The sequence below is a fragment of the Pseudomonas sp. 5Vm1k genome (genome assembly GCF_056161485.1).
In genome coordinates, this window is sequence record NZ_JBSPCZ010000001.1 from 171,748 (window position 1) to 197,268 (window position 25,521).

The following is a 25,521-nucleotide window of genomic DNA, read 5'->3' on the forward strand; positions in this document are numbered from 1 at the left end:
GAAACACCGCGCCCCTTTCAAATATCAGCTATACACCCGGCCAAGGAGTTGCCGATGGCTTTCAAACTGATCGAGCACGTCACGGGTGATCTGATCCTGAGTGAAGCCCATCAAGTCGTAGTCCTGGCTGCCGTTGTGCAGGTACACCTCGGCGCGGTAGTAGCGCGCACGCGGTTCATCGGCACTTTCGGCCGACACCGTCTCGCTCGCCGCCGCCAGGTAGCCGTCCAGGCTCACTTCGTAGACAAAAGGGTTGCCCTCTTCCATCTCGATGCGCACGCCCATGCAACGCTTGGACTTGCCCAGCAACGTTTGCACGTCCAGACCCTGGGCGCGCAATTGCACCGCCGCATCTTCCAGCGCCGGGCTGACTTGCTTGTCCATGAAACGTTGAACGATCGACTGGTTCGGTTGCAGGTCCAGTTGGGTCAAGCGCTCGCTGAAACCACGACGACCGCGCGCTGCCAGCTCCGCTTGCTCCTGTTCGATCTGCACGTCCTGGCGCATCGCCTTGTGCAAGCCGAACATGAAAAACACCAGCACCACCGAGAACGGCAGACCGGCCAGCACCACCATGGTTTGCATGGCTTCGAAGTTACCGGCGAACAGCAGGCCGATGGTTACCAGGGTGATCACCGCCGACCAGAAGATCCGCAGCCAGTGCGGGGCATCTTCGTCAACGTTGCCGCCCTTGCAGGAAAGGTTGGCCATCATCACCGCGCCGGAGTCCGCCGGGGTCAGGAACAGCACGAAACCGACAAAGATCGACACGCCGATCACAATCTTCGACGCCGGGTAGTGCTCAAGCAACTGGTAGATCGCCATGGACGGCTGTTCCAGCGCCGTCTTCCCGAGCTCCACCGCCCCATGGTTCATCACCAGGTCCAGGGCCGAGTTACCGAAGATCGACAGCCACGCCAGGGTGAAACCCAGCGGGATCAGCAGCACGCCGGCCACCAGTTCACGCACGGTGCGACCACGGGAAATACGCGCGATGAACATGCCCACGAATGGGGCCCAGGAAATCCACCACGCCCAGTAGAACAGGGTCCACAGGCCCAGCCAGCGGTCGGACTTCTCACTGTCGCCTTCGTACACGTACAGGTCGAAAGTCTTCAGGACCACGCCGTTCAGGTAGTCACCGATGTTCTGCACGAAGCCATTGAGCAGGTGCAGGGTCGGGCCGAACAGCAGCACGAAAATCAGCAGGCCACTGAACAGCACGATGTTGAGGTTGGACAGACGACGAATGCCGTTTTCCACACCCGACACGGCAGCGATGGTCGCCACGGTGCTCATCACGATGATCACGATCAGCAGGTTGGTGTTGCTGTGTTCCATGCCGAACAGGTTTTCCAGCCCCGACGACACTTGCAGCGAACCAATCCCCAGGTTCGTCACCAGCCCCAGCAGGGTCACGAACATGCCGAAGCCGTCTACCGCATGACCGGCCGCGCCTTTGACCCAACGCTCGCCCACCAGCGGATACAGCGCCGAACGCAACGCCAGCGGCTGGTTATGACGGTAAGCAAAGTACGCCACGGCCAGACCGACCAGTGCATAGATCGCCCAGCCATGCAGGCCCCAGTGCAGGAACGTCAATTGCACAGCCTGACGCGCGGCCATGTTGCTGGCGGCCACGCCTTCGGGCGGGTTGAAGTAATGGTCCAGCGGCTCGGAAGCACCGAAGTACAGCAGCGAGATGCCAATACCCGAGGAGAACAGCATCCCCGCCCAGGCGCCATAGCTGAAGTCCGGGGTGTCGTCCTTGCTGCCCAGCTTGAGCTTGCCGTAGGACGAAAACGCCAGACCGACGACGAATACCAGATAGGCGGCGATCACCACCATGTAGTACCAGCCGAAGCTGCGGGACAACCAGGCCTGGGCAATACCGAGCAATCTGCCGGCCTCTTGCGGGGTAATGATCAGAATGGCGGTCAACAACAGGATCAACGCGGTAGAGGTGTAGAACACCCAACCGTTGACCGTCACCTTCTCGGGTGGGGTCTTTATTAGAGAGGCAGAACTCATGGCACAGATGCTCCGGGCAGTGCGGGAGAAGAACACAAGGCAACGCGTTACCCGACCAATCGGTTAGTTGGCAGCCGACCGGCGGGTGATATAAAGACAGCCCGAAAAAAGCCCGAAGCCCAAGAGCGCCAGCGCGCGGGGGTTTCGAGCGTTTTCAGATGTCGTTTTTCCGCCAACTACACGTAGGAAAAACCTGTAGGCAGCGACGAATTGTCGCAGATCTTATTCTTTGTTGATTGAACGTTCAATCAAAACAAAATAGACTGGCCCTCAATCCGATAGACGTTTTTCGTCCGTCGGAAGGCCTAAGGAGATGTGCAAGATGCCCAAGGTCGGTATGCAACCCATCCGCCGCCAGCAATTGATCGAAGCCACATTGCAGGCTGTCGATCAGGTCGGAATGGGGGACGCCAGCATTGCGCTGATCGCCCGTTTGGCCGGTGTCTCGAATGGCATCATCAGTCACTATTTTCAGGACAAGAATGGCCTGATCGCCGCCACGATGCGGTATCTGATGAACGTCCTCAGCGAGAGCGTCACCGCGCGCCGCCAGGCGCTGGCAGATGACAGCCCACGGGCTCATTTGCAGGTGATTATCGAAGGCAACTTCGACGCCAGCCAGGTCAATGGCCCGGCAATGAAAACCTGGCTGGCCTTCTGGGCCACCAGCATGCACCAGCCGTCTTTGCACAGGTTGCAGCGGATCAACGATCACCGTCTGTATTCCAACCTGTGCTGCCAGTTCCGCCGTGTGTTGCCGCTCGTTGAAGCGCGCAGCGCCGCCCGAGGCCTGGCAGCCCTCATTGATGGCTTGTGGTTGCGCGGCGCGCTGTCGGGAGATGCTTTCGACACCGGGCAGGCGCAACAGATCGCTTACGAATACATGGATTTCCAATTGGCCAAGCAGGTGAGTTAGAGCACACATAAAACGCTCAGCCCCTGAACGGCTACTGATCGGTGATGCCACAACCTTATGGCATCACCCCAGTGGTCACCGCCAACCAACTTATGCACTTGCGAGGACTATATGGCCCGTTTCGAACTGCAAAAACTCTACATCGATGGCGGCTACAGCGACGCCAGCAGCGACGCCACCTTCGAAGCCATCAACCCGGCTAACGGTGAAGTCCTCGCAAAAGTACAGCGTGCGACGAAAGAAGACGTCGAACGCGCCGTGGTCAGTGCCGAAAAGGGCCAGAAAATCTGGGCTGCCATGACCGCCATGGAGCGTTCGCGCATCCTGCGCCGTGCCGTAGACATCCTGCGCGAGCGCAATGATGAACTGGCCGCCCTGGAAACCCTGGACACCGGCAAGTCGTACTCCGAAACCAAGTACGTCGACATCGTTACCGGTGCTGACGTGCTGGAATACTACGCAGGCCTGGTGCCCGCCATCGAAGGCGAGCAAATTCCGCTGCGCACCACTTCGTTCGTCTACACCCGTCGCGAGCCGCTGGGCGTCGTGGCCGGTATCGGCGCGTGGAACTACCCGATCCAGATCGCCTTGTGGAAATCCGCACCAGCCCTGGCGGCCGGTAACGCGATGATCTTCAAGCCAAGCGAAGTCACCTCGCTGACCACCCTGAAACTGGCCGAGATCTACACCGAAGCCGGCGTTCCGGCTGGTGTGTTCAACGTTCTGACCGGCAGTGGCCGTGAAGTCGGCACCTGGCTGACCGAGCACCCACGCATCGAAAAAATCTCCTTCACCGGCGGCACCGACACCGGCAAGAAGGTCATGGCCAGCGCTTCGAGCTCTTCGCTCAAAGAAGTGACCATGGAACTGGGCGGCAAATCCCCGCTGATCATTTTCGACGACGCCGACCTCGATCGCGCCGCCGACACCGCGATGATGGCCAACTTCTACAGCTCCGGTCAGGTCTGCACCAACGGCACTCGCGTGTTCGTACCGACGCACCTGAAAGCCGCTTTCGAAGCCAAGATCGCCGAGCGTGTTGCCCGTATCCGCATCGGCAACCCGGAAGACGAGAACACCAACTTCGGCCCGCTGGTCAGCTTTGCCCACATGGAAAGCGTGCTGGGTTACATCGCCAAAGGTAAGGAAGAAGGCGCTCGCGTGCTGTGCGGCGGCTCCCGTCTGACCGAAGGCGACCTGGCCAAAGGCGCTTTCGTGGCACCGACCGTGTTCACCGATTGCACCGACGACATGACCATCGTTCGCGAAGAAATCTTCGGCCCGGTCATGGCCATCCTGACCTACGACACCGAAGAAGAAGTGATCCGTCGCGCCAACGACACCGACTTCGGCCTGGCCGCTGGCATCGTCACCAAGGACCTGAACCGCGCCCACCGCGTGATTCATCAACTGGAAGCCGGTATCTGCTGGATCAACGCCTGGGGCGAATCCGACGCGAAAATGCCGGTCGGCGGCTACAAGCAGTCGGGCGTGGGCCGTGAGAACGGCATCACTTCGCTGAACAACTTCACACGCATCAAATCGGTACAGGTCGAACTGGGCGATTACGCCTCGGTTTTCTAAGCACGCGAAGCCTGGAGTGAACGCCGTTGTGGCGAGGGGGCTTGCCCCCGTTGGGCTGCGAAGCAGCCCCATTCCAGACGCCGCAAGTCTTCAGATAGAACGCGGTCGCTGACTTTACGACTGCTGCGCAGCCGAACGGGGGCAAGCCCCCTCGCCACAGGTTGCGTGGCGTTCAGGCGACCCGCGACCTGACCAACTTCAAAGAGGGTGCATTTAATGTCCCAAGAATACGATTACATCATCATCGGTGCCGGCTCGGCCGGTAACACTCTGGCGACCCGTCTGACTGAAGACGAAGGCGTCACCGTCCTGCTGCTCGAAGCGGGCGGCCCGGATTACCGTTTCGACTTCCGCACGCAAATGCCGGCCGCCTTGGCGTTCCCGCTGCAAGGCCGTCGCTACAACTGGGCCTACGAAACCGATCCAGAGCCACACATGGACGGTCGCCGGATGGAATGCGGTCGCGGCAAGGGCCTTGGCGGCTCGTCGCTGATCAACGGCATGTGCTACATCCGCGGTAACGCCATGGACTACGACAACTGGTCGAAACTGCCAGGTCTGGAAAACTGGACCTACCTCGACTGCCTGCCGTATTTCCGCAAGGCTGAAACCCGCGACATCGGCCCGAACGACTACCACGGTGGCGACGGCCCGGTGAGCGTGACCACGCCAAAAGCCGGCAACAACCCGCTGTTCCACGCCATGGTTGAAGCAGGCGTGCAAGCCGGTTACCCGCGCACCGAAGACCTGAACGGTTACCAGCAGGAAGGTTTCGGCCCGATGGACCGCACCGTGACGCCGAACGGCCGTCGCGCCAGCACCGCTCGCGGTTATCTGGACGTCGCCAAGAAGCGCTCGACCCTGACCATCGTCACCCACGCCCTGACCGACAAGATTCTGTTCGAAGGCAAGCGAGCGGTCGGCGTGCGCTACCTGATCGGCGCCGCTGAAGAGCGCGTTGAAGCCAAGGCCCGCAAAGAAGTGCTGCTGTGCTCCGGCGCCATCGCTTCGCCGCAGATACTGCAACGCTCCGGCGTCGGCCCGGCCGAACTGCTGAAAAAACTCGACATCCCGGTGGTCCATGACCTGCCAGGCGTCGGCGAAAACCTGCAGGATCACCTTGAGTTGTACCTGCAATACGCCTGCACCCAACCGGTGTCGCTGTACCCGTCGCTGCTCTGGTACAACCAGCCAGCCATCGGTGCCGAGTGGCTGTTCAACGGCACCGGCATCGGCGCCAGCAACCAGTTTGAAGCCGGCGGTTTCATCCGCACCCGCGAAGAGTTCGATTGGCCGAACATCCAGTACCACTTCCTGCCGGTCGCAATTAACTACAACGGCAGCAACGGCGTGAAAGAACACGGCTTCCAGGCGCACATGGGTTCCATGCGTTCGCCAAGCCGTGGGCGCATCCAGGCCAAGTCCAAGGATCCGCGCGAGTACCCGAGCATCCTGTTCAACTACATGGCCACCGAGCAAGACTGGCAGGAATTCCGTGACGGCATTCGCCTGACCCGTGAAATCATGCAACAGCCTGCACTGGACGCCTTCCGTGGCCGCGAAATCAGCCCGGGCATCGACGTGCAAACCGATGAGCAGCTCGACCAGTTCATCCGCGAACACGCCGAAACCGCGTTCCACCCGTCCTGCTCCTGCAAAATGGGCACCGACGACATGGCCGTGGTTGATGCTGAAGGCCGTGTACACGGCATGCAGAGCCTGCGTGTGGTTGATGCCTCGATCATGCCGATCATCACCACCGGCAACCTGAACGCGCCAACGATCATGATCGCCGAGAAAATCGCCGACAAGATTCGTGGTCGTCAGCCATTGCCGCGTAGCAAGGCTGCCTACTTCGTGGCCGGTGATGCACCGGTGCGTGGCAAGCCGATGCGCGATGTGAGTCCTACTGCACAGTAAGATCGTTACACCGCGGTGCTGCCTTCGCGAGCAAGCCCGCTCCCACATTGGTTTTGTGAACGCCACAGATCCAATGTGGGAGCGGGCTTGCTCGCGAAGGGGCCCGAACAAACACTGCACAACCCTCTGACACACCCCGGTAATCCCTTCCTACACCGCTTCGCCCTTGATCCTACCCCCCGCGCAGGCCTAATCTAGCGCCACGCAAACGTTTCACCCCCTCGCCGTACCGATACGCCGCTTCTCCAGACCAAGGAGGTTCTCGAATGTTCGATTTCCACCCCCAGCTCAAGCAGCGCTTTGCTGCCTTGCGCACGGGCGCTGAATTCTTTTCGCTGCGTTATGTACGCGAGTCCGGCCAATACCTCTCGGTTCGCAAGAACGTCGCCGAACCGCCAAGTCTGAGCCGAGACGAGGGCGCAATGCTGACTGTTCGGGTCAACGGCGTCGAAGCCTACGCAGCGACCAACGACCTGTCGCAACAAGGCCTGCAAGCCGCACTGGAGAAGGCAGAGCAACAAGCCCGCCGACTCAAGCCTTACGCCTTGCTCGACCTGAGCACGCAAATCGTCTCCAGCGACCGTGCCGATTATCTATCGCCAAACCTCGACCAGCCCTTCCCCTCCCTGAGCGACTGCTACCAACTGCTCGGCGCCGAATCCGCCGCCGTGCCCAAGGACGAGCGACTGGTGAATTGGGAAGTTAGCATCGGCATCACCAACGTCGAGCAAATCTACCTCAGCAGCGCCGGTGCCGAACTGCGCCAGGCCCAGCGTTTCGTGTACCCAAGCCTGGAAGTCACCGCCTATGACGGCAACGACAGCCAGACCCGCACCCTGGGCCGCGAGAACTTCGGCCAACAGGGCGGCTTCGATGTGATCAGCCGCTGCGGCCTGGTCGGCGCCGGCCCGAAAGTCGCCGATCAGGCGCTGCAACTGCTGCTGGCACCGAACACCCCGCAAGGCCCGCGTGACCTGCTGCTGATGCCAGACCAGATGATGCTGCAAATCCACGAATCCATCGGTCACCCGCTGGAACTCGACCGCATCCTGGGCGATGAGCGCAATTACGCCGGCACCAGTTTCGTCAAGGCAGAGGACTTTGGCAGCCTGCAATACGGCTCCAAACTGCTTAACGTGACCTTCGACCCGGACATCCCCGAGCAGCTTGCCAGTTACGGTCATGACGACGACGGCACAGCCGCGAGCAAGCAATTCCTGATCAAAGAAGGTGTGCTGCTACGTCCACTGGGCGGCGCGTTGTCGCAGTTCCGTGCCGGCATGGACGGCGTGGCCAACAGCCGCGCCTGCGGCTGGAACCGTCCACCGATCGACCGCATGGCCAACCTGAATATCGAAGCTGGCGATCAACCGCTGGAGCAGATGATCGGCAACATCGAACACGGCATCTTGATGCGCACCAATCGCTCCTGGTCCATCGACGACGCGCGCAACAAGTTCCAGTTCGGCTGCGAGTGGGGCCAATTGATCGAAAACGGCGAGCTCAAAGGCGTGGTCAAGAACCCGAACTACCGGGCGATTTCCGCGCACTTCTGGAAAAGCCTCAGTGCCGTCGGCAACGCCGACACCTCTCAGGTCCTGGGTACGCCGAACTGCGGCAAGGGCGAACCGAACCAGGTCATTCGTGTCGGCCATGCGTCGCCGGCCTGTGTGTTCAGCAACGTTGATGTGTTTGGGGGAGACGCCTGATGACTGACTTTAAGAGCGTCCCAAAAAATCAGGCTGACGCATTCAAAGCTTTGGTCCAGTGGTTGCGCGATGCGATTCACGAACCAGAACAATTCACCCTCAGCTACGCCGCCGAGTCCTCGGCCTTCGTGCGTTTCAACCACGCCAAGGTCCGTCAGGCCGGGCAAGTGCAGCAAGCGAGCGTCGGTTTCAAACTGATCAACGAAGGTCGCCACGCCGACCTGAACATCACGCTGTCCGGTGATGCGCAAACCGATATCCAGCGCCTGGCCGAAGGTCTGCAACAGCTGCGCGAAACCTTGCCGTTGCTGCCAGCGGACCCGTACCTGCTGCTCAACCACAATGGCTGGCAGAGCAAAAACGTGCAGGACCATCCGCTCCCGGACACCGAGCAGGTCGTCGCCGAAATCACCAAAGCGGCCGAAGGTCTGGACCTGGTGGGTTTCTACGCTGCCGGACCAATCAGTCGTGGTTTCGCCAGCTCCTCGGGCGCGTTCGGCTGGCATCAGGCCAACAGCTTCAACTTCGATTTCAGTCTGTTCCATGAAAATGGCCAGGCCGTGAAGGCCAGCTACGCCGGGCACGACTGGAACAGCGAAGGTTTTGCCAAACGCTTTGCCCTGGCGCGCGAACAGTTGGCGTTTCTCGGTCGGCCGCTGCGCACCTTGGCGCCAGGTCAGTACCGCGCATACCTCGCGCCGGCGGCCATGGAAGAAATCATGGACATGCTCGGATGGGGTGGTTTCTCGGCGCAGTCGATTGCCAGCAAGAACAGTCCGTTGCAGAAACTCTACGCGGGCGACCATTCGTTCAGCCCACTGGTGTCCATCGATGAGAAGGTCAGCGGCTCCCTGAGTCCGGCGTTTTCCGGCGAAGGGTATCCGCGCAGCGATTTGGGCTTGATCGTCGCCGGCAAGGCCGGCGCGCAAATGGTCAGTTCACGCAGTGCCGCGGAATATGGCCTGACGGCCAATGGTGCCGGCGGTGGTGAAATGCCGAGCGCACTGAACATGGCCGCCGGCGGGTTGCCCGAAGCGGAGATTCTCAAGCAACTGGGCACGGGGCTGTACATCAGCAACCTCTGGTACCTGAACTACTCGGACCAACCGGCAGCACGCCTGACCGGCATGACGCGGTTTGCGACGTTCTGGGTCGAGAACGGCGAGATTCAGGCCCCAGTGAGCACCATGCGTTTTGATGACAGTGCCTACAGTTTGCTTGGATCGCAGCTGGAAGCGTTGACCCAGGAGCGCGAGTTGCTGCTGTCGGCGAGTACTTACAGTCAGCGAGCAACGGCGTCGGCGTTGTTGCCGGGAGCTCTTGTCAGCCGATTGACCTTGACCCTGTAAACACAAAAACCCTGTGGGAGCGGGCTTGCTCGCGAAGAGGCCATCAAATTCAACATCGATGTTGACTGATCCACCGCTTTCGCGAGCAAGCCCGCTCCCACATGGACCGTGTCCCACCATGACATTGCATTAACCCTTTTCCCGCAAGAGGTCCCATGCCCAACCGCCCGCCTCTCGACGCTGTCACTGCCCGCTGGTTGCCGTGGGTCGTCGCCATTGCCTTCTTCATGCAATCCCTCGACGGGACCATCCTTAACACCGCCCTGCCGGCCATGGCCCAAGACCTGGCGGAAAACCCGTTGCGCATGCAGGGCGTGATCATCGCCTACATGCTCACCGTCGCTTTGCTGATCCCCGCTTCGGGCTGGATCGCCGACCGCTTTGGCACCAAGAAGATCTTCTTCGGCGCGATCCTGCTGTTCAGCATCGGCTCGTTGCTCTGCGCACTGTCGAGCACGCTGACCATGTTGATCGGCGCCCGGATTATCCAAGGCCTGGGCGGTGCCTTGATGCTGCCGGTCGGGCGATTGGTGGTGCTGCGGGCTTACCCGCGTTCGGAGCTGGTGCGGATCATGGGTTTCATCACCATTCCCGGATTGCTCGGCCCGCTGCTTGGCCCGACCACCGGCGGCTGGATGGTGCAGTACCTGTCGTGGCACTGGATCTTTTTGATCAACCTGCCGGTCGGCGTGATCGGTTGCTACGCCGTGTGGAAATTCATCCCGGATTTGCGCGGCACCGAACGCACGCGTTTCGATAGCCTCGGCTTTCTGCTGTTCGGCGCGGCGATGGTGCTGATCACCATTGCCATGGAAGGCCTCGGCGAATTGCACCTGCCGCACCTGCGGGTGATGTTGCTGCTGTTCGGCGGCATGGCCTGCCTGGCGGCGTATTGGCTGCGGGCCGGGCACATCGAGAATCCGCTGTTCGCCCCGTCGCTGTTCAAGACCCGGACGTTTGCCGTCGGCATTCTCGGTAACCTGTTCGCCCGTCTGGGCAGCGGTGCCCTGCCCTTCCTCGTGCCGTTGCTGCTGCAAGTGGCGTTGGGTTATTCGCCGTCCCAGGCCGGGATGAGCATGTTGCCGCTGGCCGCTGCGGCGATGTTCGCCAAGTCCGTGGCGCGGCCGCTGATCGAACGCTTCGGTTACCGCATCGTGCTGACCGGCAACACCCTGGCGTTGGGCATCATGCTGGCGGCCATGGGCCTGGTCAGCGAGCAGACGCCGTACTGGCTGCTGCTGGTGATGCTGGCGATTGCCGGCGCGATCAACTCCTTGCAGTTCACCGCGATGAACACCGTGACTCTGATCGATCTCGACGACGCCAGCGCAAGCAGCGGCAACAGTCTGCTGTCGGTGGTGGCGCAATTGTCCTTGAGCCTCGGTGTAGCCTGCGCTGGCGCCCTGCTCGGCGGCTTTACCGCAGAGGTCGGCAACGATGGCGTGGAGACAGTGCTGGGCGCGTTCCAACTGACCTTCGTGACGGTCGGAATCATGGCGATGCTGGCCGCGACGATCTTCTCGCAGCTGTCCCGGGAAGACGGACGGCGCGTCAAGCGTCCGGAAGAACACATCGAACCTTAGGGCCATTGGCCACGGGCCTGATACACTGCGCGACATTTTGTTTTGCAGGCCCGTCCCGTGACCACCATCGCCACCGCTTTTAATACTTTGCCGCTGTCCGCCGCCATGCTGGCTAACCTCGACTCCCTCGGTTATGCCCAGATGACGCCGATCCAGGCGCAAAGCTTGCCGGTGATCCTCAAGGGGATGGACCTGATCGCGCAAGCCAAGACCGGCAGCGGCAAGACTGCTGCCTTCGGTATCGGCCTGCTGAACCCGATCAATCCGCGCTTCTTCGGTTGCCAGGCGCTGGTCATCTGCCCGACGCGTGAGCTGGCTGACCAGGTCGCCAAGGAAATCCGTCGCCTGGCCCGTGCCGAAGACAACATCAAGGTCCTGACCCTGTGTGGCGGCGTGTCCTTCGGCCCGCAGATCGGTTCGCTGGAGCACGGCGCGCACATCATCGTCGGCACCCCGGGCCGCATCCAGCAGCATTTGCGTAAAGGTTCGCTGGTGCTGCATGGCCTGAACACGCTGATCCTCGACGAAGCCGACCGCATGCTCGACATGGGTTTCTACGACTCCATCGAAGAAATCATTGCCCAGACCCCTGAGCGTCGCCAGACCCTGCTGTTCTCCGCCACCTACCCGACGGGCATCAAGCAACTCGCCGCGAAGTTCATGCGCAACCCGCAGATCGTCAAGGCCGAAGCGTTCCACGACGACACGCAGATCGAGCAGCGCTTCTACGAAATTTCCCCGGAAGAACGCATGAGCGCCGTGACCAAGGTCCTTGGCCACTTCCGTCCGGCGTCCACCGTGGCGTTCTGCTTCACCAAGCAGCAAGTCCAGGAAACCGTTGATCACCTGACCTCCAAAGGCATTTCCGCCGTCGGCCTGCACGGCGATCTGGAACAGCGTGACCGCGACCAGGTGCTGGCGATGTTCTCCAACCGCAGTACTTCGGTACTGGTTGCCACCGACGTCGCCGCGCGCGGTCTCGATATCGATGCGCTGGACATGGTGATCAACGTCGAACTGGCCCGTGACTCGGAAATCCACATCCACCGCGTTGGCCGTACCGGTCGCGCCGGTGAGAAAGGCATCGCGATCAGCCTCGTTGCCCCGTCCGAAGCGCACCGCGCCCAGGCCATCGAGAAGCTGCAACAGTCGCCGTTGAGCTGGGATCAAATCGACAACCTCACCTCCCAGGGCGGCGCACCGCTGCTGCCGGTGATGAGCACGCTTTGCATCGGCGCTGGCCGTAAAGACAAGGTTCGCCCGGGCGACATTCTGGGTGCTCTGACGGGCGATGCCGGTATTCCGGGCGCTCAGGTCGGCAAGATCGCGATTTTCGACTTCCAGGCGTATGTGGCCGTGGAACGCGGGATTGCCAAGCAGGCACTGCAACGTCTGAACGACGGCAAGATCAAAGGTCGTTCGTTGCGCGTTCGCATTTTGTAAGAGATCTTCTGGCTGACAGAGATCAAATGTGGGAGCGGGCTTGCTCGCGAAGAGGGAGTGTCAGTTGGCATTAAGTTGCCTGACACACCGCTTTCGCGAGCAAGCCCGCTCCCACATTGGTTTGTCGGTGAATCTGAATTTTGTGTGAGGACACCGTTTTGCGCTCTACCGAAGTCGTGATCATTGGCGCTGGCGCCGCAGGGTTGATGTGTGCGCTGACCGCCGCCGGGCGCGGGCGCAAAGTGATGTTGCTCGACCACGCCAACAAGGCCGGCAAGAAAATCCTGATGTCGGGCGGTGGCCGCTGCAATTTCACCAACATGTACACCGAACCGGGCAATTTCCTCTCGCAGAATGAACACTTCTGCAAATCCGCGCTGGCGCGCTACACCCAGTGGGATTTCATCGGCATGGTCGCCAAACATGGCGTGCCGTACCACGAGAAGAAACTCGGCCAGTTGTTCTGCGATAACAAATCCAGCGACATCCTCGAGATGTTGCTCAACGAGTGCGATCAGGTCGGCGTCAGCCTGCACCTGGACACCTCGATCCAGACCATCGAAAAACTCGAAAGCGGTTACCTGCTGGACACCACCCTCGGTCAGTTGACCTGCGAATCCCTGGTGATCGCCACCGGCGGTTTGTCGATCCCGACCCTGGGCGCCACCGGTTTCGGTTACCAAGTAGCCAAGCAGTTCGGCCACGACCTGCTGCCGACCCGCGCCGGCCTGGTGCCGTTCACCATCACCGATCAGCTGAAAGAGTTGTGCACCGAGCTGTCCGGCACCTCGGTGGATTGTCTGGTGAGCTGCAACGAGCAAAGCTTCCGCGAGAACATCCTGTTCACTCACCGCGGCCTCAGCGGCCCGGCGATTTTGCAGATCTCATCGTTCTGGGAATCCGGCGACACCGTGGAAATCAACCTGATGCCGGACCACGACGTGCCGACCTGGCTGCAACAGCAGCAAGCCGAACGTCCGAATAGCGAATTGAAAACCTTGCTGGGAGAAATCTTCACCAAGAAGATGGCCAACCTGCTGGCGGACAATTGGTTCGTGTCCAAACCGATGAAGCAATACACCCACGCGGAAATTGCCGACATCGCCGAAAAACTGGCGAGCTGGAAAGTCGTCCCCGCCGGCACCGAAGGCTACCGCACCGCCGAAGTGACTCTGGGCGGTGTCGACACCCATGAAGTGTCGTCCAAGACCATGGAATCGCTGAAAAGCCCTGGCCTGTACTTCATCGGCGAAGTGCTGGATGTCACCGGGCACCTGGGCGGTTTCAACTTCCAGTGGGCGTGGGCTTCGGGTTACGCGGCTGCGCAATTCGTCTGATTGACCGCGTTATCGTTCTTCGCGGGCAAGCCTCGCTCCTACGGATTTGCATCGTTCGCGATATTGCGTATGAAACGAACCTGTAGGAGCGAGGCTTGCCCGCGAAAGCGTCCGAACAGACAACACAGAACCATCAAGGGAACAGATTTTGCTGTCAGATGTGATCGGCGCCATTGCGTCGGCGTCATTACTGGCTCAATTTAGCGTCATCGCCTCGGAAGGCCCTCGCACTTCATGTCATCGACCCCATTTAGTCAGTCTCTGCGTCGCCTCTGGGCGCTGGATAAATTCAGCTACAGCGTGCGGGTGTTCATCGCCCTGACCGGCAGCATGGCCGTTTGTTGGTATCAGGATGAAATGGGGTTATTAATCCCGTTGTTCCTGGGCATTATCGCCAGCGCCCTGGCCGAGACCGACGACAGTTGGCAGGGCCGCCTCAACGCGCTGGCCGTGACACTGGTGTGTTTCAGCATCGCCGCGTTCTCCGTCGAATTACTGTTCCCCTACCCCGTCATCTTTATCATCGCCCTCGCCCTGGCCGCTTTCGGCCTGACCATGCTCGGCGCTCTCGGTGAACGCTATGGCGCGATTGCCTCGGCGACGTTGATTCTGTCGGTCTACACCATGATCGGCGTGGACCAGCGCGGTGGCGCGGTGACCGATTTCTGGCACGAACCGGTGCTGCTGGTGGCCGGTGCGGCCTGGTACGGATTGCTCTCGGTGCTGTGGCAGGCGATGTTTTCCAACCAGCCGGTGCAGCAGAGCCTGGCGCGGTTGTTCCGTGAACTGGGTTTGTACCTGAAGCTGAAATCGTCGCTGTTCGAGCCGATCCGGCAAATGGACGTGGAAGCACGACGCCTGGAACTGGCCCAGCAAAACGGCCGGGTGGTGGCAGCGCTGAACGTCGCCAAGGAAATCATCCTGCACCGGGTCGGCAACGGTCGGCCGGGCTCGAAAGTCAGCCGTTACCTCAACCTCTACTTCCTCGCCCAGGACATCCACGAGCGCGCCAGTTCCTCGCACTACCCTTACAACGCCCTGGCTGATGCGTTCTTCCACAGCGACGTGATGTTCCGCTGCCAGCGCTTGCTGCGCCAGCAAGGCAAAGCCTGCCGCGCCCTGGCCGAATCGATCCAGATGCGCCAGCCCTTCGTCTATGACGCCAGCTTCGCCGAAGCCCTGAGCGACCTGCACGCCTCCCTCGAACACCTGCGCATCCAGAGCAATCCGGCCTGGCGCGGACTGCTGCGCTCCTTGCGTGCACTGGCGGCCAACCTCGGCACCCTCGACCGCTTGCTCAGCGACGCGAGCAACCCCGACGCCCTCGCCGATGCCACCGACAGCAGCCTGCTCGACCGTTCGCCGCGCAACCTCAAGGATGTGTGGTTGCGCTTGCGCACGCAGTTGACGCCAACCTCGCTGCTGTTCCGCCACGCCCTGCGTTTACCGCTGGCGCTGAGCATCGGCTATGGCATGGTGCATTTGATTCACCCGTCCCAGGGTTACTGGATCATCCTCACCACGCTGTTTGTCTGTCAGCCGAACTACGGCGCAACCCGGCGCAAACTCGGGCAACGAATCATCGGCACCGCCATCGGCCTGACCCTGGCCTGGGCGCTGTTCGACCTGTTCCCGAGCCCATTGATCCAGTCATGCTTCGCCATCGCCGCCGGGGTGGTGTTCTTTATCAACCGCACCACGCGCTACACCCTGGCGACAGCGGCGATCACCTTGATGGTGTTGTTCTGCTTCAACCAGGTCGGGGACGGTTACGGGCTGTTCTTGCCGCGACTGTTCGATACCTTGCTCGGCAGCCTGATCGCCGGGCTCGCGGTATTCCTGTTCCTGCCGGATTGGCAAGGCCGACGCCTGAACAAAGTGCTGGCGAACACCCTGACCTGCAACAGCATTTACCTGCGCCAGATCATGCAGCAATACGCCGCCGGCAAAAGTGATGATCTGGCGTATCGCCTGGCCCGGCGCAACGCGCACAACGCCGATGCGGCGCTGTCGACCACGCTGGCGAACATGCTGATGGAGCCGGGGCATTTCCGGAAGGAAGCGGATGTCGGTTTCCGCTTTCTGGTGTTGTCCCACACGCTGCTGAGCTACCTGTCAGGGCTAGGCGCGCACCGTGAAACGCAACTGCCGCCGGATGTGCGCGAGCATTTGATCGACGGCGCCGGGGTGAGTCTGGCGGCGAGCATAGATGAGATCGCCCAAGGGTTGGCGAGCAAGCTGCCGGTCGCGATTCAGAGCGATGCTGAAGAGGCGCTGGCCAGCGAACTGGAACAGATGCCGGATGAGATTGATGAGGGTCAGCGATTGGTGCAGACGCAGTTGGCGTTGATCTGCCGGCAGTTGGGGCCTTTACGGACGCTGGCGGCGCATTTGATCAAGGATACTAGCCAGGATTGAGTTCCGCGTTGGCCGGGCTGACGCCTTCGCGGGCAAGCCTCGCTCCTACAGGATTGGGTTCGTTCCCGCGATTTGCGGCACGACACAAACCTCGTAGGAGCGAGGCTTGCTCGCGAAGGGGCCATTCGCCCCACCGCTAAATCCGGATCAGCAAAACCTCACATCCCATGCTGCTTCATCAACCGGTCGTAACTCCCATCGGCCTTCATCGCCGCAATCTCACGATCAAAACCCGCCACAATCTGCTCATGCTCCGGGTTCTTCAGGCTGACCAGGATGTGCAGGCTGTTTTCACTCAGCGGCTTTGGCAGGAACTCAACCGAGTTGCGTACCTTGGCCGATTCCCGGGCCAGGTAATAGCGAGCGACGAACTCATCCTCCAGCGTCAACTTGACCCGGTCAGCCGCCAGCATGCGCACGGCCATGGCGAAGTTATGCACAGGAATTTTCTGCAGCGCCGCATCCTCATCGAATTCCGGCGAATAGGCGTACCCGCGCACCACCGCAATCGGGTAGGTGTGCAGTTGCTGCAAGTTGTTGTATTCGATCGGCGCGTCTTTACGCTTGATGAAGCGCACGCGGTTGAGCAGGTACTCCGCGGAAAATTGTCCGAGCTTGGTGCGGTCGTCGTTGTACCAGGCGTTGACCAGCACGTCGTAGCGGCCCTCGCCCACGCCCAGCAGGGCACGCGCCCAGGGCACCTGCTCGAAGTCGCTGGCATAACCGGCCCGGGCCAGCGCGGTGCTGACAATGTCCGTGGCCAAGCCACCATTGACCAGCGTGGCATCGGTAAAGGGTGGCCAGGCATCGGCCACCAGACGCAGCTTTTCCGCTGCCGCAGTCTGAGTCAGCAACAGCAATCCAATCAAAGCAAAAGCTCGATGCAATCGCGGCATGCTAGAAAATCCTTAGCGGGCGGGCTGCCCGACGTGTTTTTCAGCCAAAACTCCAAGACTCCGATACCGGCCTGCCGGTACTAAACCTTAGCTCATTGAAGCCACTGCACTGCGCTTGTTTGCAGATTACACAAAGAAGACAACTCCGCGCGAAATGAATGATGGCATTTTGGCCTTTGTCACAGATTTCTCAGCCATCAAGACATCTTTCGTCAGGGCGCTTAGTATCTGGAGGACGTTGTTCAAGGAATGTGAAGATGACAATCGAGTGGGTCTGCAAACATCACAGCGATCTGGGTAAAGAACAGCTGTATGCCATTTTGAAGTTGCGCGCCGAAGTGTTTGTCGTCGAGCAGCAATGTGTTTACCAGGATGTCGATGGCCAGGATCTGGAAGGTGACACCAGCCATTTGATGGGCTGGGATGGGGAGCGCTTGGTAGCGTATCTGCGTTTGCTCGACCCGGAGTTGCAGGGCGGCGATGTGGTGATCGGTCGAGTGGTGACCGCGCCTGAAGGCCGTGGCCAGGGGCTGGGGCATGAAATGATGGAACAGGCGTTGAAGCAGGCTGAAAAGCGCTGGCCTGACATGCCGATTTATCTGTCGGCCCAGGCGCATTTGCAGGGGTATTACGGGCGCTACGGGTTTGTTGTGGCGGGTGAGGAGTATGTCGAGGATGGCATTCCGCATATCGGGATGCGTCGGTCTTAAGAGCCTCTTCGCGAGCAAGCCCGCTCCCACAGGTTTGGGTTGTCCGCATAATTTGTGCACGTCGCGGGCATCGTAGGAGCGAGGCTTGCCCGCGAAGGCGTCAACACAGACGCTACAAAACCTCAGGGATACTCAAGCACCGCTTTGATCTGCCGCAAATTGCGCTCGATCCACCCTCGATCAATCGCCCCCCACTCCCGAATCCGATAACGCCCGGCATGGTTGCGCGCGCCGTCTTCCTGCTCGAACTCACACACGATATCCAGATCCGCCAGCGCCGCGATGGTGTCCTGGGCCGTGCGCCGGGGCATGCCGGTGACTTCGGTCAGGGTCGGGACGCTGCTGGCCAACCCGCTGTCGATCAGGTACGCCACGTACAATCGGCGGTAGAAGCTGCTTTTGGTCTTGCTGACGTCCATCCGTATGCTCCGTTGAAAAATCGCAGCCTTCGGCAGCGCCCACAGGCGCGTAGGAGCTGCCGAAGGCTGCGATCTTTTGATCTTCTATTGCATATCCCGCCAAGTCAGATACACCCGCAAATCAAACTCCACCTGGTGATACCCCGGCAACATGTGCTCGCACAGCTTGTAGAACGCCTTGTTGTGATCCGACTCTTTGAAATGCGCCAGCTCATGCACCACGATCATTTTCAGAAACTCCGACGGCGCCTCCTTGAACAGCGAGGCGACTCGGATTTCTTTCTTGGCCTTGAGTTTGCCGCCCTGCACCCGGGAAATCGTGGTGTGCAGGCCGAGGGCGCGGTGGGTCAGGTCCAGACGGTTGTCGAACAACACCTTGTCGATCGCCGGAGCATTGCGCAGGTATTCCTGCTTCAGATCCAACGCGTAGGTGTACAACGCCTTGTCGCTTTGCACGCCATGCTTTTGCGGGTAACGCTGGCTCAGGTAGTCGCCCAGCCGACCCTCGGCGATCAGCTGGCGCACCTGGTCCTGCAATGCAGCGGGATAGGCCTGGAGGTATTTCAACGCGGTCATTGGGCGGGCAACATGAATCATGAAAAGGTCGCCAGTGTAGCGAATTCAGCGGGGCAGCGCGCTCCAGTCAAAGGGTTGCACAAAGTCGTCAGCATCCTCGGCCATCATTGGCCGCGCCACCAGGAACCCCTGCACATACTCACAACCGTTGGCCTGCAACCACTCATATTGCGCCAGCGTTTCCACCCCTTCGGCGATCACCAATAGACCGTATTGCTTGCACAGATCGATCACGGTGCGCACCAGCGACGCATCCCGTGTTGACTCCGGCAGCCGGGCGATCAGATGCCGGTCGAGTTTGAGGGTGTCCAGCTCCAGATCCCGCAGATGCGCCAGCGAACACGGACCCGAGCCGAAGTCATCCAGCGCCACCCTTACCCCCAGATTGCGCAGCAAGCGCAACTGCTTGCGGGTTTCATCGGGGTTGATCATCAATGCTTCTTCGGTGACCTCGACTTCTATCTGGCGCGGCTGCAGCTCATGGCGCTCCAGGACCTGACGCAATTCGGTGACTAGGTTGGGCATGCCGAACTGCGTGCTGCTCAAACTCACCCCCAGTACCAGATCCTCGGCAAACAAGGTTTCCCAGGCTTTACGCTGCTTGGCACTGCGATGGTAAATCCAGCTGCCGAGGCGACTGATCAAGCGCGCCTCTTCCAGCAATGGCAAAAACAATCCCGGCGGCACATCCCCGACACTCGGGTGCTGCCAGCGCAACAATGCTTCGAAGCCGCGGATCTGCCCGTCATTGATCGCAACTTGCGGTTGATAGACCAAATTGAAATCGCGGTTCTCAATCGCCGTGCGTACGCTTTCTTCGAGCATCAGCCGCGAGCGCGCCCGACCGTTCATTTCGTGATCATAAAAACGATATTGCTGACGTCCGGCGCGCTTGGCTTCGTACATCGCAATGTCCGACGCCCGTAGCAAACCATCGAGGTTAGAACCGCAATCCGGGTAAGTGGCGATGCCGATGCTGGCGCCAAGGGCAATGTCCAGGCCTTCGATCTGCTGACAGATCGACACCCGCTCAATCAGTTTCTCGGCAATCTTCGCCGCTTGTTCGGGGAACTCCAGGTCCAGCAGCGCCGTGAACTCATCGCCGCCCATGCGCGCCAGGATGTCGAACGGTCGCAAGCAAGCCTTCAACTGCTCGGACACCCAGCGCAGCACCCGGTCACCGGCATCGTGGCCGAGAGAATCATTGACCCGCTTGAACCCATCCAGGTCGAGGTACAGCAGCACCCAGGCGCTGTCGGAACGTTCGCCACGCAGCAGCAGGTTTTCTACGGTCTGGTGAAAACCCCGCCGGTTGAGCAGCCCGGTCAGCGGGTCGGTGACCGCCTGAAATTCCAGTTGCTGATGCAGATGACGCACCACCGACATGTCCAGCACCGTCACCACCATCGCGTGCTGCTCTGAGGGCAATGGCGCGCAGGACAATGCCACCGGCACCTGCTGGCCCGGCGCCGTGCGCAGCAGTGCATCGTGCAGCCGCGAAGTTTCGCCACGCTGGTAGCCGTTATAAAGGTCGGAATCGGCCCAGATCGGAATGTGCGGTTTTTGCAGGAAATCCAGAAATTCCCGGCCCTGCAGGTCCTTGACCGTTGCATTGAGCAGTCGCGACATCGCAGGGTTGGCAAAACGGATCAGACCGTCCTCACCCACCACCAGAATGCCTTCGGCGGCGTTCTCCAGCACAGAGGCATTGAAGGCCCGTGCGACCTCCAGGTCGTGACTCAGGCGCTGCAACGCTCGACGATTGCGTTGATGCTCAAGCAACGCCTGGACCTTGGGCTTGAGAATCTGCGGGTCGAAGGGCTTGAACAGGTAATCCACCGCGCCACTGGCGTAGCCCTTGATCACAGCGTCCTGGGACTGTTCGTTGGCAGTGAGGAAAATGATCGGGGTCAGGCGGGTGCGTTGGCTGCCGCGCATCAGCCGCGCGACTTCGAAGCCGTCCATGCCCGGCATCTGCACATCCAGCAGTACCAGGTCGATTTCGTGTTCAAGAAGCAAACTCAATGCTTCGAAGCCCGAAGCCGCAGTCATGACCTGCCAGTCCTGGCGCTGCAACAAGGCGCGCATGCTGATCAGGTTTTCAGGGTAATCATCAACAATCAAAAGGACAGAGCTGCCTTCACTTGGCGTGGGTTGCGCGCATTCCATGCTGCTTCTCTTGTTCGGGGCGACAGGCCGGTTTCTCGTGAAAACCGGACATATACTGAGCCTTCACTCTAGACCCGGATCGGGAAAAGCAGTAGGTGTCATCACGCCATCATGTAACCAAAGCGTCCATAAGCCGACTAACGGTCAGGCCTACAGCCCCCTGAAACCGGGAAAGATGGCTTTTTGACAGGATGTTGACGTCAATCATCTGCCAGACGGGCATTAACAAAGAAGCCGACTACGCTTATAAAGACTGCCCTCCAAGGCCCGTGCTAGAGCTTTTGGCACGGGCGTGCAGCATGAATTCGTGGAAGCTTTGTCTATGATCGATCTCGCAACATGGAACCTCAGTGTTCCTGTCGGCAATCCGCCGTACACCGTTGATACAGCCAAACTGGTGAACGGTTTCAAGGACCAATACTTCCACTCCGACACCGGCACCCTGTTCTTCTGGTCCCCGGTCACCGGCTCCAAAACCGAAAACGCCAAATACCCCCGCACCGAACTTCGCGAAACCTACAGCAACGGCACCCTGCGCAACTGGCTCTACCCGGAGGCCGACAATTCCTTGCGCGCCACCTTGGCGGTCAACCAGGTGCCGAGCTCGGGCAAAATTGTCATCGGCCAGATCCATGCCTATGAAAGCCAGAAACCCTTGATCAAGCTTGAGTATCAATTCAAGACCGGCACGCAAACGGGCAACATCGTCGCCAAAGTGCGCATGCACCCGGATGACGGCGAAGGCCGGGTGATCACCATCGCCACCGGCGTGAAGCTGGATCAGGAGTTTTCCTACCTCATTCACCTGAGCCCTGGCGGTCAATTGGGTATTAGCGCGGCGGGTTATCAGTGGGACTCGGACATCAGCGCGACCTGGCGCGACAAGCCGCTGTATTTCAAGGCCGGCGTGTATGTGCAGGACCACACCGGGTACACCAGCGAAGGTGGGAAAGTAACGTTCAGCAAGCTGGATATTGATCACGATAAATAAATCGTTGGTTTGATCGTTCCCACGCTCCGCGTGGGAATGCAGCCCGGGACGCTCTGCGTCCCATCAAAAGCCGAACGCGGAGCGTCCGTAGAGGCATTCCCACGCAGAGCCTGGGAACGATCTCAATCACTGTGCTTCCGAAAAATCTGTGGGAAGGATGCCTTTGTGGCGAGGGAGCTTGCTCCCGTCCGACGGCGAAGCAGCCCCCAACCCTGCCATCGCATTCTTACGGCCACACCGCAGCGCCCGGTTTTGCGGCGGCTGCGCCACCGAACGGGGGCAACCCCCCTCGCCACAAGGGTTATGCGCCCTCCTGCTCATCGACAACGACGCCCCGATCCTCGAACTGCACAACTGCGTCAGCGAACGCCTCAACGCCGTCCTCAAATACCTCAACCTGATGGCCTGCACCAGCCTGCCGGACTACGCCGAAAACGACATCAACACCGTCACCAACATCGCCTTGATCCTGCTCCGGGATGTCGGTGATGTATTTAGAGTGATTGAGAAGCGTGGATTTGATACGCCTTAACCATCGCACTAATCTTCAACCAATAAAAACCCGCACGACGGCGGGTTTTTATTAGCGTGTTTTTTAATTCCGACTCTTTTGGAGGCGTAAATTGCGAATAACAGAAAGAGCACGGGACGTGCCAACGAAATAGACCATTACGATAGTTGTGATGAGGGGACCGATTAAATAAATCTGTTCCCTTTTCCCGTGTGACGTCAGACCAGCATCAACTACTCACGCCTACCCTAACGACATGAATGTTCCCTCTACTGAAAAGACCCCTTCCTCAAAAAGTTTGAATTCCCCCTCGGGATAATTCCCACCCTTTGACAAACGAAACGTACCACTGGCATATTTATCACCTTCAATTTTATCAATCTCCAAATGTGCTGTAACGGGCTCATCATTTCGGTCTAGGGTGTAGGTCTTTCCAACCTCAAGGTCGGTTCTAAACTTAATCCCCATATAATAAAGGTGCCCGTCTATTTCCCTATAACCTGGAGTAATATGAAAGAACCCGTCCTTACTAGAAAAGAGGCCCTGCCTCGCAAACTTCAACGCGTGATCACCATAGTCTTGATGTTTGAATATGACGTCCAGCTCACCAGAAACTTCGCCACTAACGCTATTTTTAGTTTCCATTCTTTTCGTCCAGCAAGTGAGTGAGTTCAAAGAATAGGCTTCTGCCAGCGCCAGCACACCTGTAATATCTGACAGGTATTTATATCTTTTTGCAATTAACAATCGGCATCTAACAACGAAAAAAACAACCAACCGAAGCAATTATTCAATTAACCAGAAAGAAGTAATTTTCTTACTTTCCATACCAAAAGCGAGCACCACCGGACCTGTAGTATCTAATCAGGCAGCCATCCCTATATATTCCAGACTTTAGAAAAGCAAATGCCCCGACAAGTCGGGGCATTTGCTTTTAACCGTACCACATTGAGTTTTCACCCAATCTGATCACGTTTTTTTTTGATCGGTGTTTCAGTTAACCTTAGCGTTCAACTCACCTTTCAGGTAACGCTGATACATCGCTTCCAACGAGATCGGCTTGATCTTCGAAGCATTGCCGGCAGTACCGAAAGCTTCGTAGCGAGCGATACAAACATCACGCATCGCCGTCACAGTCGCGCCGAAGAACTTGCGCGGGTCGAACTCGCTCGGGTTGGTGGCCATCAGGCGACGCATCGCACCGGTGGATGCCAGGCGCAGGTCGGTGTCGATGTTGACCTTGCGTACGCCGTGCTTGATGCCTTCGACGATTTCTTCAACCGGTACGCCGTAGGTTTCTTTGATGTCGCCGCCGTACTGGTTGATGATTGCCAGCCAGTCTTGTGGCACCGAAGAAGAACCGTGCATCACCAGGTGGGTGTTCGGGATGCGTTTGTGGATTTCTTTGATACGGTCGATGGCCAGCACGTCGCCGGTAGGTGGCTTGGTGAACTTGTACGCGCCGTGGCTGGTGCCGATAGCGATGGCCAAGGCGTCGACCTGGGTGCGTTTGACGAAGTCAGCGGCTTCTTCCGGGTCGGTCAGCATTTGGCTGTGATCCAGAACGCCTTCGGCGCCGATGCCGTCTTCTTCACCGGCCATGCCGGTTTCCAGCGAACCCAGGCAGCCCAACTCGCCTTCTACCGAAACGCCGCAGGCGTGAGCCATGGCCACGGTTTGTTGGGTAACGCGGATGTTGTAGTCGTAGTCGGTTGGGGTCTTGCCGTCTTCGCCCAGGGAACCGTCCATCATCACCGAGCTGAAGCCCAGTTGAATGGAGCGCTGGCAGACGTCAGGGCTGGTGCCGTGGTCCTGGTGCATGCACACCGGGATGTGCGGGAACTCTTCGATTGCCGCCAGGATCAGGTGACGCAGGAACGGGGCGCCTGCGTATTTGCGAGCACCGGCCGAAGCCTGGACGATCACCGGGGAGTCAGTCTTGTCAGCGGCTTCCATGATGGCGCGCATCTGCTCAAGGTTGTTGACGTTGAAGGCTGGAACGCCGTAGCCGAATTCGGCTGCGTGGTCCAACATCTGGCGCATGCTGATAAGTGCCATTGTGTGTGTCTCTCCCGGTTTGGGTCGTTAATCGTGCCAGCCTGCCGTAGCGGCGGCGGCTATTCAAGTTATTGCAGATCGGGGGTTGGTCCGGTCCGCTCATTCGGTGTTGCCTAAGTCTTAAGAACCTACAGAGATCCACTGTGGGAGCGGGCTTGCTCGCGAATGCGGTTTCACATTCAACATCAATGCAAGCTGACCCACCGCATTCGCGAGCAAGCCCGCTCCCACATTTGGATCTGCTCCCACATTGGATCTGTGGTGTGTCAATTACTGCGCTTTACAACCGCGGCCAATCAAATCATTGGTGGCGACCCAGTACACCAGGCCTTCCTCACCTTTTACGTGAAACGCCAGCATGTCGTTGCTGTACAGCGAACCCTCGGCGCCCGGTTCAAGCTTCAAGCGGTAGACCTGATCGGCCCCGCCCAGGCGCACGTCGACTTCCTTGCGGCTGTCGTCGGTGTAGCGCCAGAGCACTTTCGCCTGGCTGTCGCAGGTCCAGGTGGTCCAGTTGTCCGTCGGTGCCGACGTGTTGAACAGGTTGAAATTCGAGCAACCTGCCAGCAGTGCCAGTGCCATGACGGCGATAAAACCTTTCATCCGTGTTCCTCGACCGACGGCACACGCTGCCGGCCTTGAGTAAAGAGTCAGACCCGTCAAGGGCAGCCATGTTCCTTGGCCGGGGTCTGTGTCTCGTATTTGTCCAGGCCATCCGGCCCGGAGCGCTTGTTGAGCACCGGGTTGGTTTCGGCCTGCCAGTCCGCCTGGTAACAGCCTTTATCGGCCGGCGCAGACGGCGCGGGTTCCGGTTTGGCTTTCGGGTTACTCCCGCAAGCCACCAGCGAAACCGCGACGATCAACAGCGCTATCGTCTTGACCATGTGAACACTCCTTTGCC

The 25,521-nt window shown here is 59.5% G+C and carries 21 protein-coding genes; 12 read left to right on the top strand and 9 right to left on the bottom strand.

Going from position 1 to position 25,521, the window contains the following annotated elements; translation table 11 throughout:
- Positions 1 to 24 precede the first annotated feature (24 nt).
- Positions 25 to 1,974, bottom strand: a complete 1,950-nt coding sequence (locus ACWIKB_RS00730) for a BCCT family transporter (RefSeq protein WP_475265381.1) — start codon at positions 1,972 to 1,974, stop codon at positions 25 to 27.
- Positions 1,975 to 2,353: 379 nt separating this feature from the next.
- On the opposite strand from ACWIKB_RS00730, the gene betI reads away from it, so the two are divergent.
- From betI to yccS, 9 genes are all read left to right on the top strand, one after another.
- Entirely contained in the window at positions 2,354 to 2,947 is a 594-nt protein-coding gene (gene betI / locus ACWIKB_RS00735) for a transcriptional regulator BetI (RefSeq protein WP_475264922.1), read from the top strand.
- 111 nt (positions 2,948 to 3,058) lie between these two features.
- Complete coding sequence (gene betB / locus ACWIKB_RS00740) at positions 3,059 to 4,531, top strand: betaine-aldehyde dehydrogenase (protein ID WP_475264923.1); 1,473 nt, start codon at positions 3,059 to 3,061, stop codon at positions 4,529 to 4,531.
- 216 nt (positions 4,532 to 4,747) lie between these two features.
- Positions 4,748 to 6,451 (top strand): choline dehydrogenase, encoded by a 1,704-nt coding sequence (gene betA, locus ACWIKB_RS00745; protein ID WP_475264924.1) that lies wholly within the window; start codon positions 4,748 to 4,750, stop codon positions 6,449 to 6,451.
- 266 nt (positions 6,452 to 6,717) lie between these two features.
- A complete protein-coding gene (locus ACWIKB_RS00750) occupies positions 6,718 to 8,160 on the top strand; it encodes a TldD/PmbA family protein (protein ID WP_475264925.1) in 1,443 nt (480 codons plus the stop codon).
- Complete coding sequence (locus ACWIKB_RS00755; RefSeq protein ID WP_475264926.1) at positions 8,160 to 9,509, top strand: TldD/PmbA family protein; 1,350 nt, start codon at positions 8,160 to 8,162, stop codon at positions 9,507 to 9,509. Before ACWIKB_RS00750 ends, ACWIKB_RS00755 begins: the two co-directional genes overlap by 1 nt.
- Positions 9,510 to 9,664: 155 nt before the next feature.
- Positions 9,665 to 11,092 (top strand): multidrug transporter subunit MdtD, encoded by a 1,428-nt coding sequence (gene mdtD / locus ACWIKB_RS00760; RefSeq protein ID WP_475264927.1) that lies wholly within the window; start codon positions 9,665 to 9,667, stop codon positions 11,090 to 11,092.
- 57 nt (positions 11,093 to 11,149) lie between these two features.
- A complete protein-coding gene (gene dbpA, locus ACWIKB_RS00765) occupies positions 11,150 to 12,535 on the top strand; it encodes an ATP-dependent RNA helicase DbpA (RefSeq protein WP_054044240.1) in 1,386 nt (461 codons plus the stop codon).
- A gap of 158 nt (positions 12,536 to 12,693) precedes the next feature.
- Entirely contained in the window at positions 12,694 to 13,872 is a 1,179-nt protein-coding gene (locus ACWIKB_RS00770) for a BaiN/RdsA family NAD(P)/FAD-dependent oxidoreductase (RefSeq protein ID WP_054044241.1), read from the top strand.
- A 234-nt stretch (positions 13,873 to 14,106) separates the two neighbouring features.
- The gene (gene yccS, locus ACWIKB_RS00775) at positions 14,107 to 16,290 is read left to right on the top strand and encodes a YccS family putative transporter (RefSeq protein ID WP_475264928.1); all 2,184 of its coding nucleotides are present in this window, start codon (positions 14,107 to 14,109) and stop codon (positions 16,288 to 16,290) included.
- Positions 16,291 to 16,448: 158 nt separating this feature from the next.
- Here yccS and ACWIKB_RS00780 read toward each other — a convergent pair whose 3' ends face one another.
- Entirely contained in the window at positions 16,449 to 17,186 is a 738-nt protein-coding gene (locus ACWIKB_RS00780; RefSeq protein WP_475264929.1) for a substrate-binding periplasmic protein, read from the bottom strand.
- A 257-nt stretch (positions 17,187 to 17,443) separates the two neighbouring features.
- Between ACWIKB_RS00780 and ACWIKB_RS00785 the strand changes: the two genes are divergently transcribed.
- A complete protein-coding gene (locus ACWIKB_RS00785; RefSeq protein WP_475264930.1) occupies positions 17,444 to 17,896 on the top strand; it encodes a GNAT family N-acetyltransferase in 453 nt (150 codons plus the stop codon).
- 122 nt (positions 17,897 to 18,018) lie between these two features.
- Here ACWIKB_RS00785 and ACWIKB_RS00790 read toward each other — a convergent pair whose 3' ends face one another.
- The 3 genes from ACWIKB_RS00790 to ACWIKB_RS00800 all read right to left on the bottom strand — a co-directional run bounded on the left by ACWIKB_RS00790 (position 18,019) and on the right by ACWIKB_RS00800 (position 21,060).
- A complete protein-coding gene (locus tag ACWIKB_RS00790) occupies positions 18,019 to 18,315 on the bottom strand; it encodes a winged helix-turn-helix domain-containing protein (protein ID WP_123404302.1) in 297 nt (98 codons plus the stop codon).
- An 84-nt stretch (positions 18,316 to 18,399) separates the two neighbouring features.
- Positions 18,400 to 18,891, bottom strand: a complete 492-nt coding sequence (locus ACWIKB_RS00795; protein ID WP_475265382.1) for a M48 metallopeptidase family protein — start codon at positions 18,889 to 18,891, stop codon at positions 18,400 to 18,402.
- A 45-nt stretch (positions 18,892 to 18,936) separates the two neighbouring features.
- Positions 18,937 to 21,060 carry a putative bifunctional diguanylate cyclase/phosphodiesterase gene (locus ACWIKB_RS00800; RefSeq protein ID WP_475264931.1) on the bottom strand — a complete coding sequence of 708 codons (2,124 nt, stop codon included), beginning with the start codon at positions 21,058 to 21,060 and terminating at the stop codon, positions 18,937 to 18,939.
- Between the two features lie 322 nt (positions 21,061 to 21,382).
- On the opposite strand from ACWIKB_RS00800, the gene ACWIKB_RS00805 reads away from it, so the two are divergent.
- Complete coding sequence (locus ACWIKB_RS00805; RefSeq protein WP_475264932.1) at positions 21,383 to 22,051, top strand: polysaccharide lyase family 7 protein; 669 nt, start codon at positions 21,383 to 21,385, stop codon at positions 22,049 to 22,051.
- A gap of 178 nt (positions 22,052 to 22,229) precedes the next feature.
- Positions 22,230 to 22,583: a hypothetical protein gene (locus ACWIKB_RS00810; protein WP_475264933.1), complete on the top strand. Its 354-nt coding sequence runs from the start codon at positions 22,230 to 22,232 to the stop codon at positions 22,581 to 22,583.
- A gap of 222 nt (positions 22,584 to 22,805) precedes the next feature.
- On the opposite strand, the gene ACWIKB_RS00815 is transcribed toward ACWIKB_RS00810, so the two are convergent.
- The 4 genes from ACWIKB_RS00815 to ACWIKB_RS00830 all read right to left on the bottom strand — a co-directional run bounded on the left by ACWIKB_RS00815 (position 22,806) and on the right by ACWIKB_RS00830 (position 25,504).
- Positions 22,806 to 23,309, bottom strand: a complete 504-nt coding sequence (locus tag ACWIKB_RS00815; RefSeq protein ID WP_475264934.1) for a hypothetical protein — start codon at positions 23,307 to 23,309, stop codon at positions 22,806 to 22,808.
- A 246-nt stretch (positions 23,310 to 23,555) separates the two neighbouring features.
- Positions 23,556 to 24,620: a class II fructose-bisphosphate aldolase gene (gene fba, locus ACWIKB_RS00820; protein ID WP_054044249.1), complete on the bottom strand. Its 1,065-nt coding sequence runs from the start codon at positions 24,618 to 24,620 to the stop codon at positions 23,556 to 23,558.
- A gap of 270 nt (positions 24,621 to 24,890) precedes the next feature.
- Positions 24,891 to 25,223, bottom strand: coding sequence for an MliC family protein (locus ACWIKB_RS00825; protein ID WP_123514773.1), 333 nt, complete (start codon positions 25,221 to 25,223; stop codon positions 24,891 to 24,893).
- Positions 25,224 to 25,279: 56 nt separating this feature from the next.
- Positions 25,280 to 25,504: a hypothetical protein gene (locus ACWIKB_RS00830; protein ID WP_475264935.1), complete on the bottom strand. Its 225-nt coding sequence runs from the start codon at positions 25,502 to 25,504 to the stop codon at positions 25,280 to 25,282.
- Positions 25,505 to 25,521: the final 17 nt, after the last annotated feature.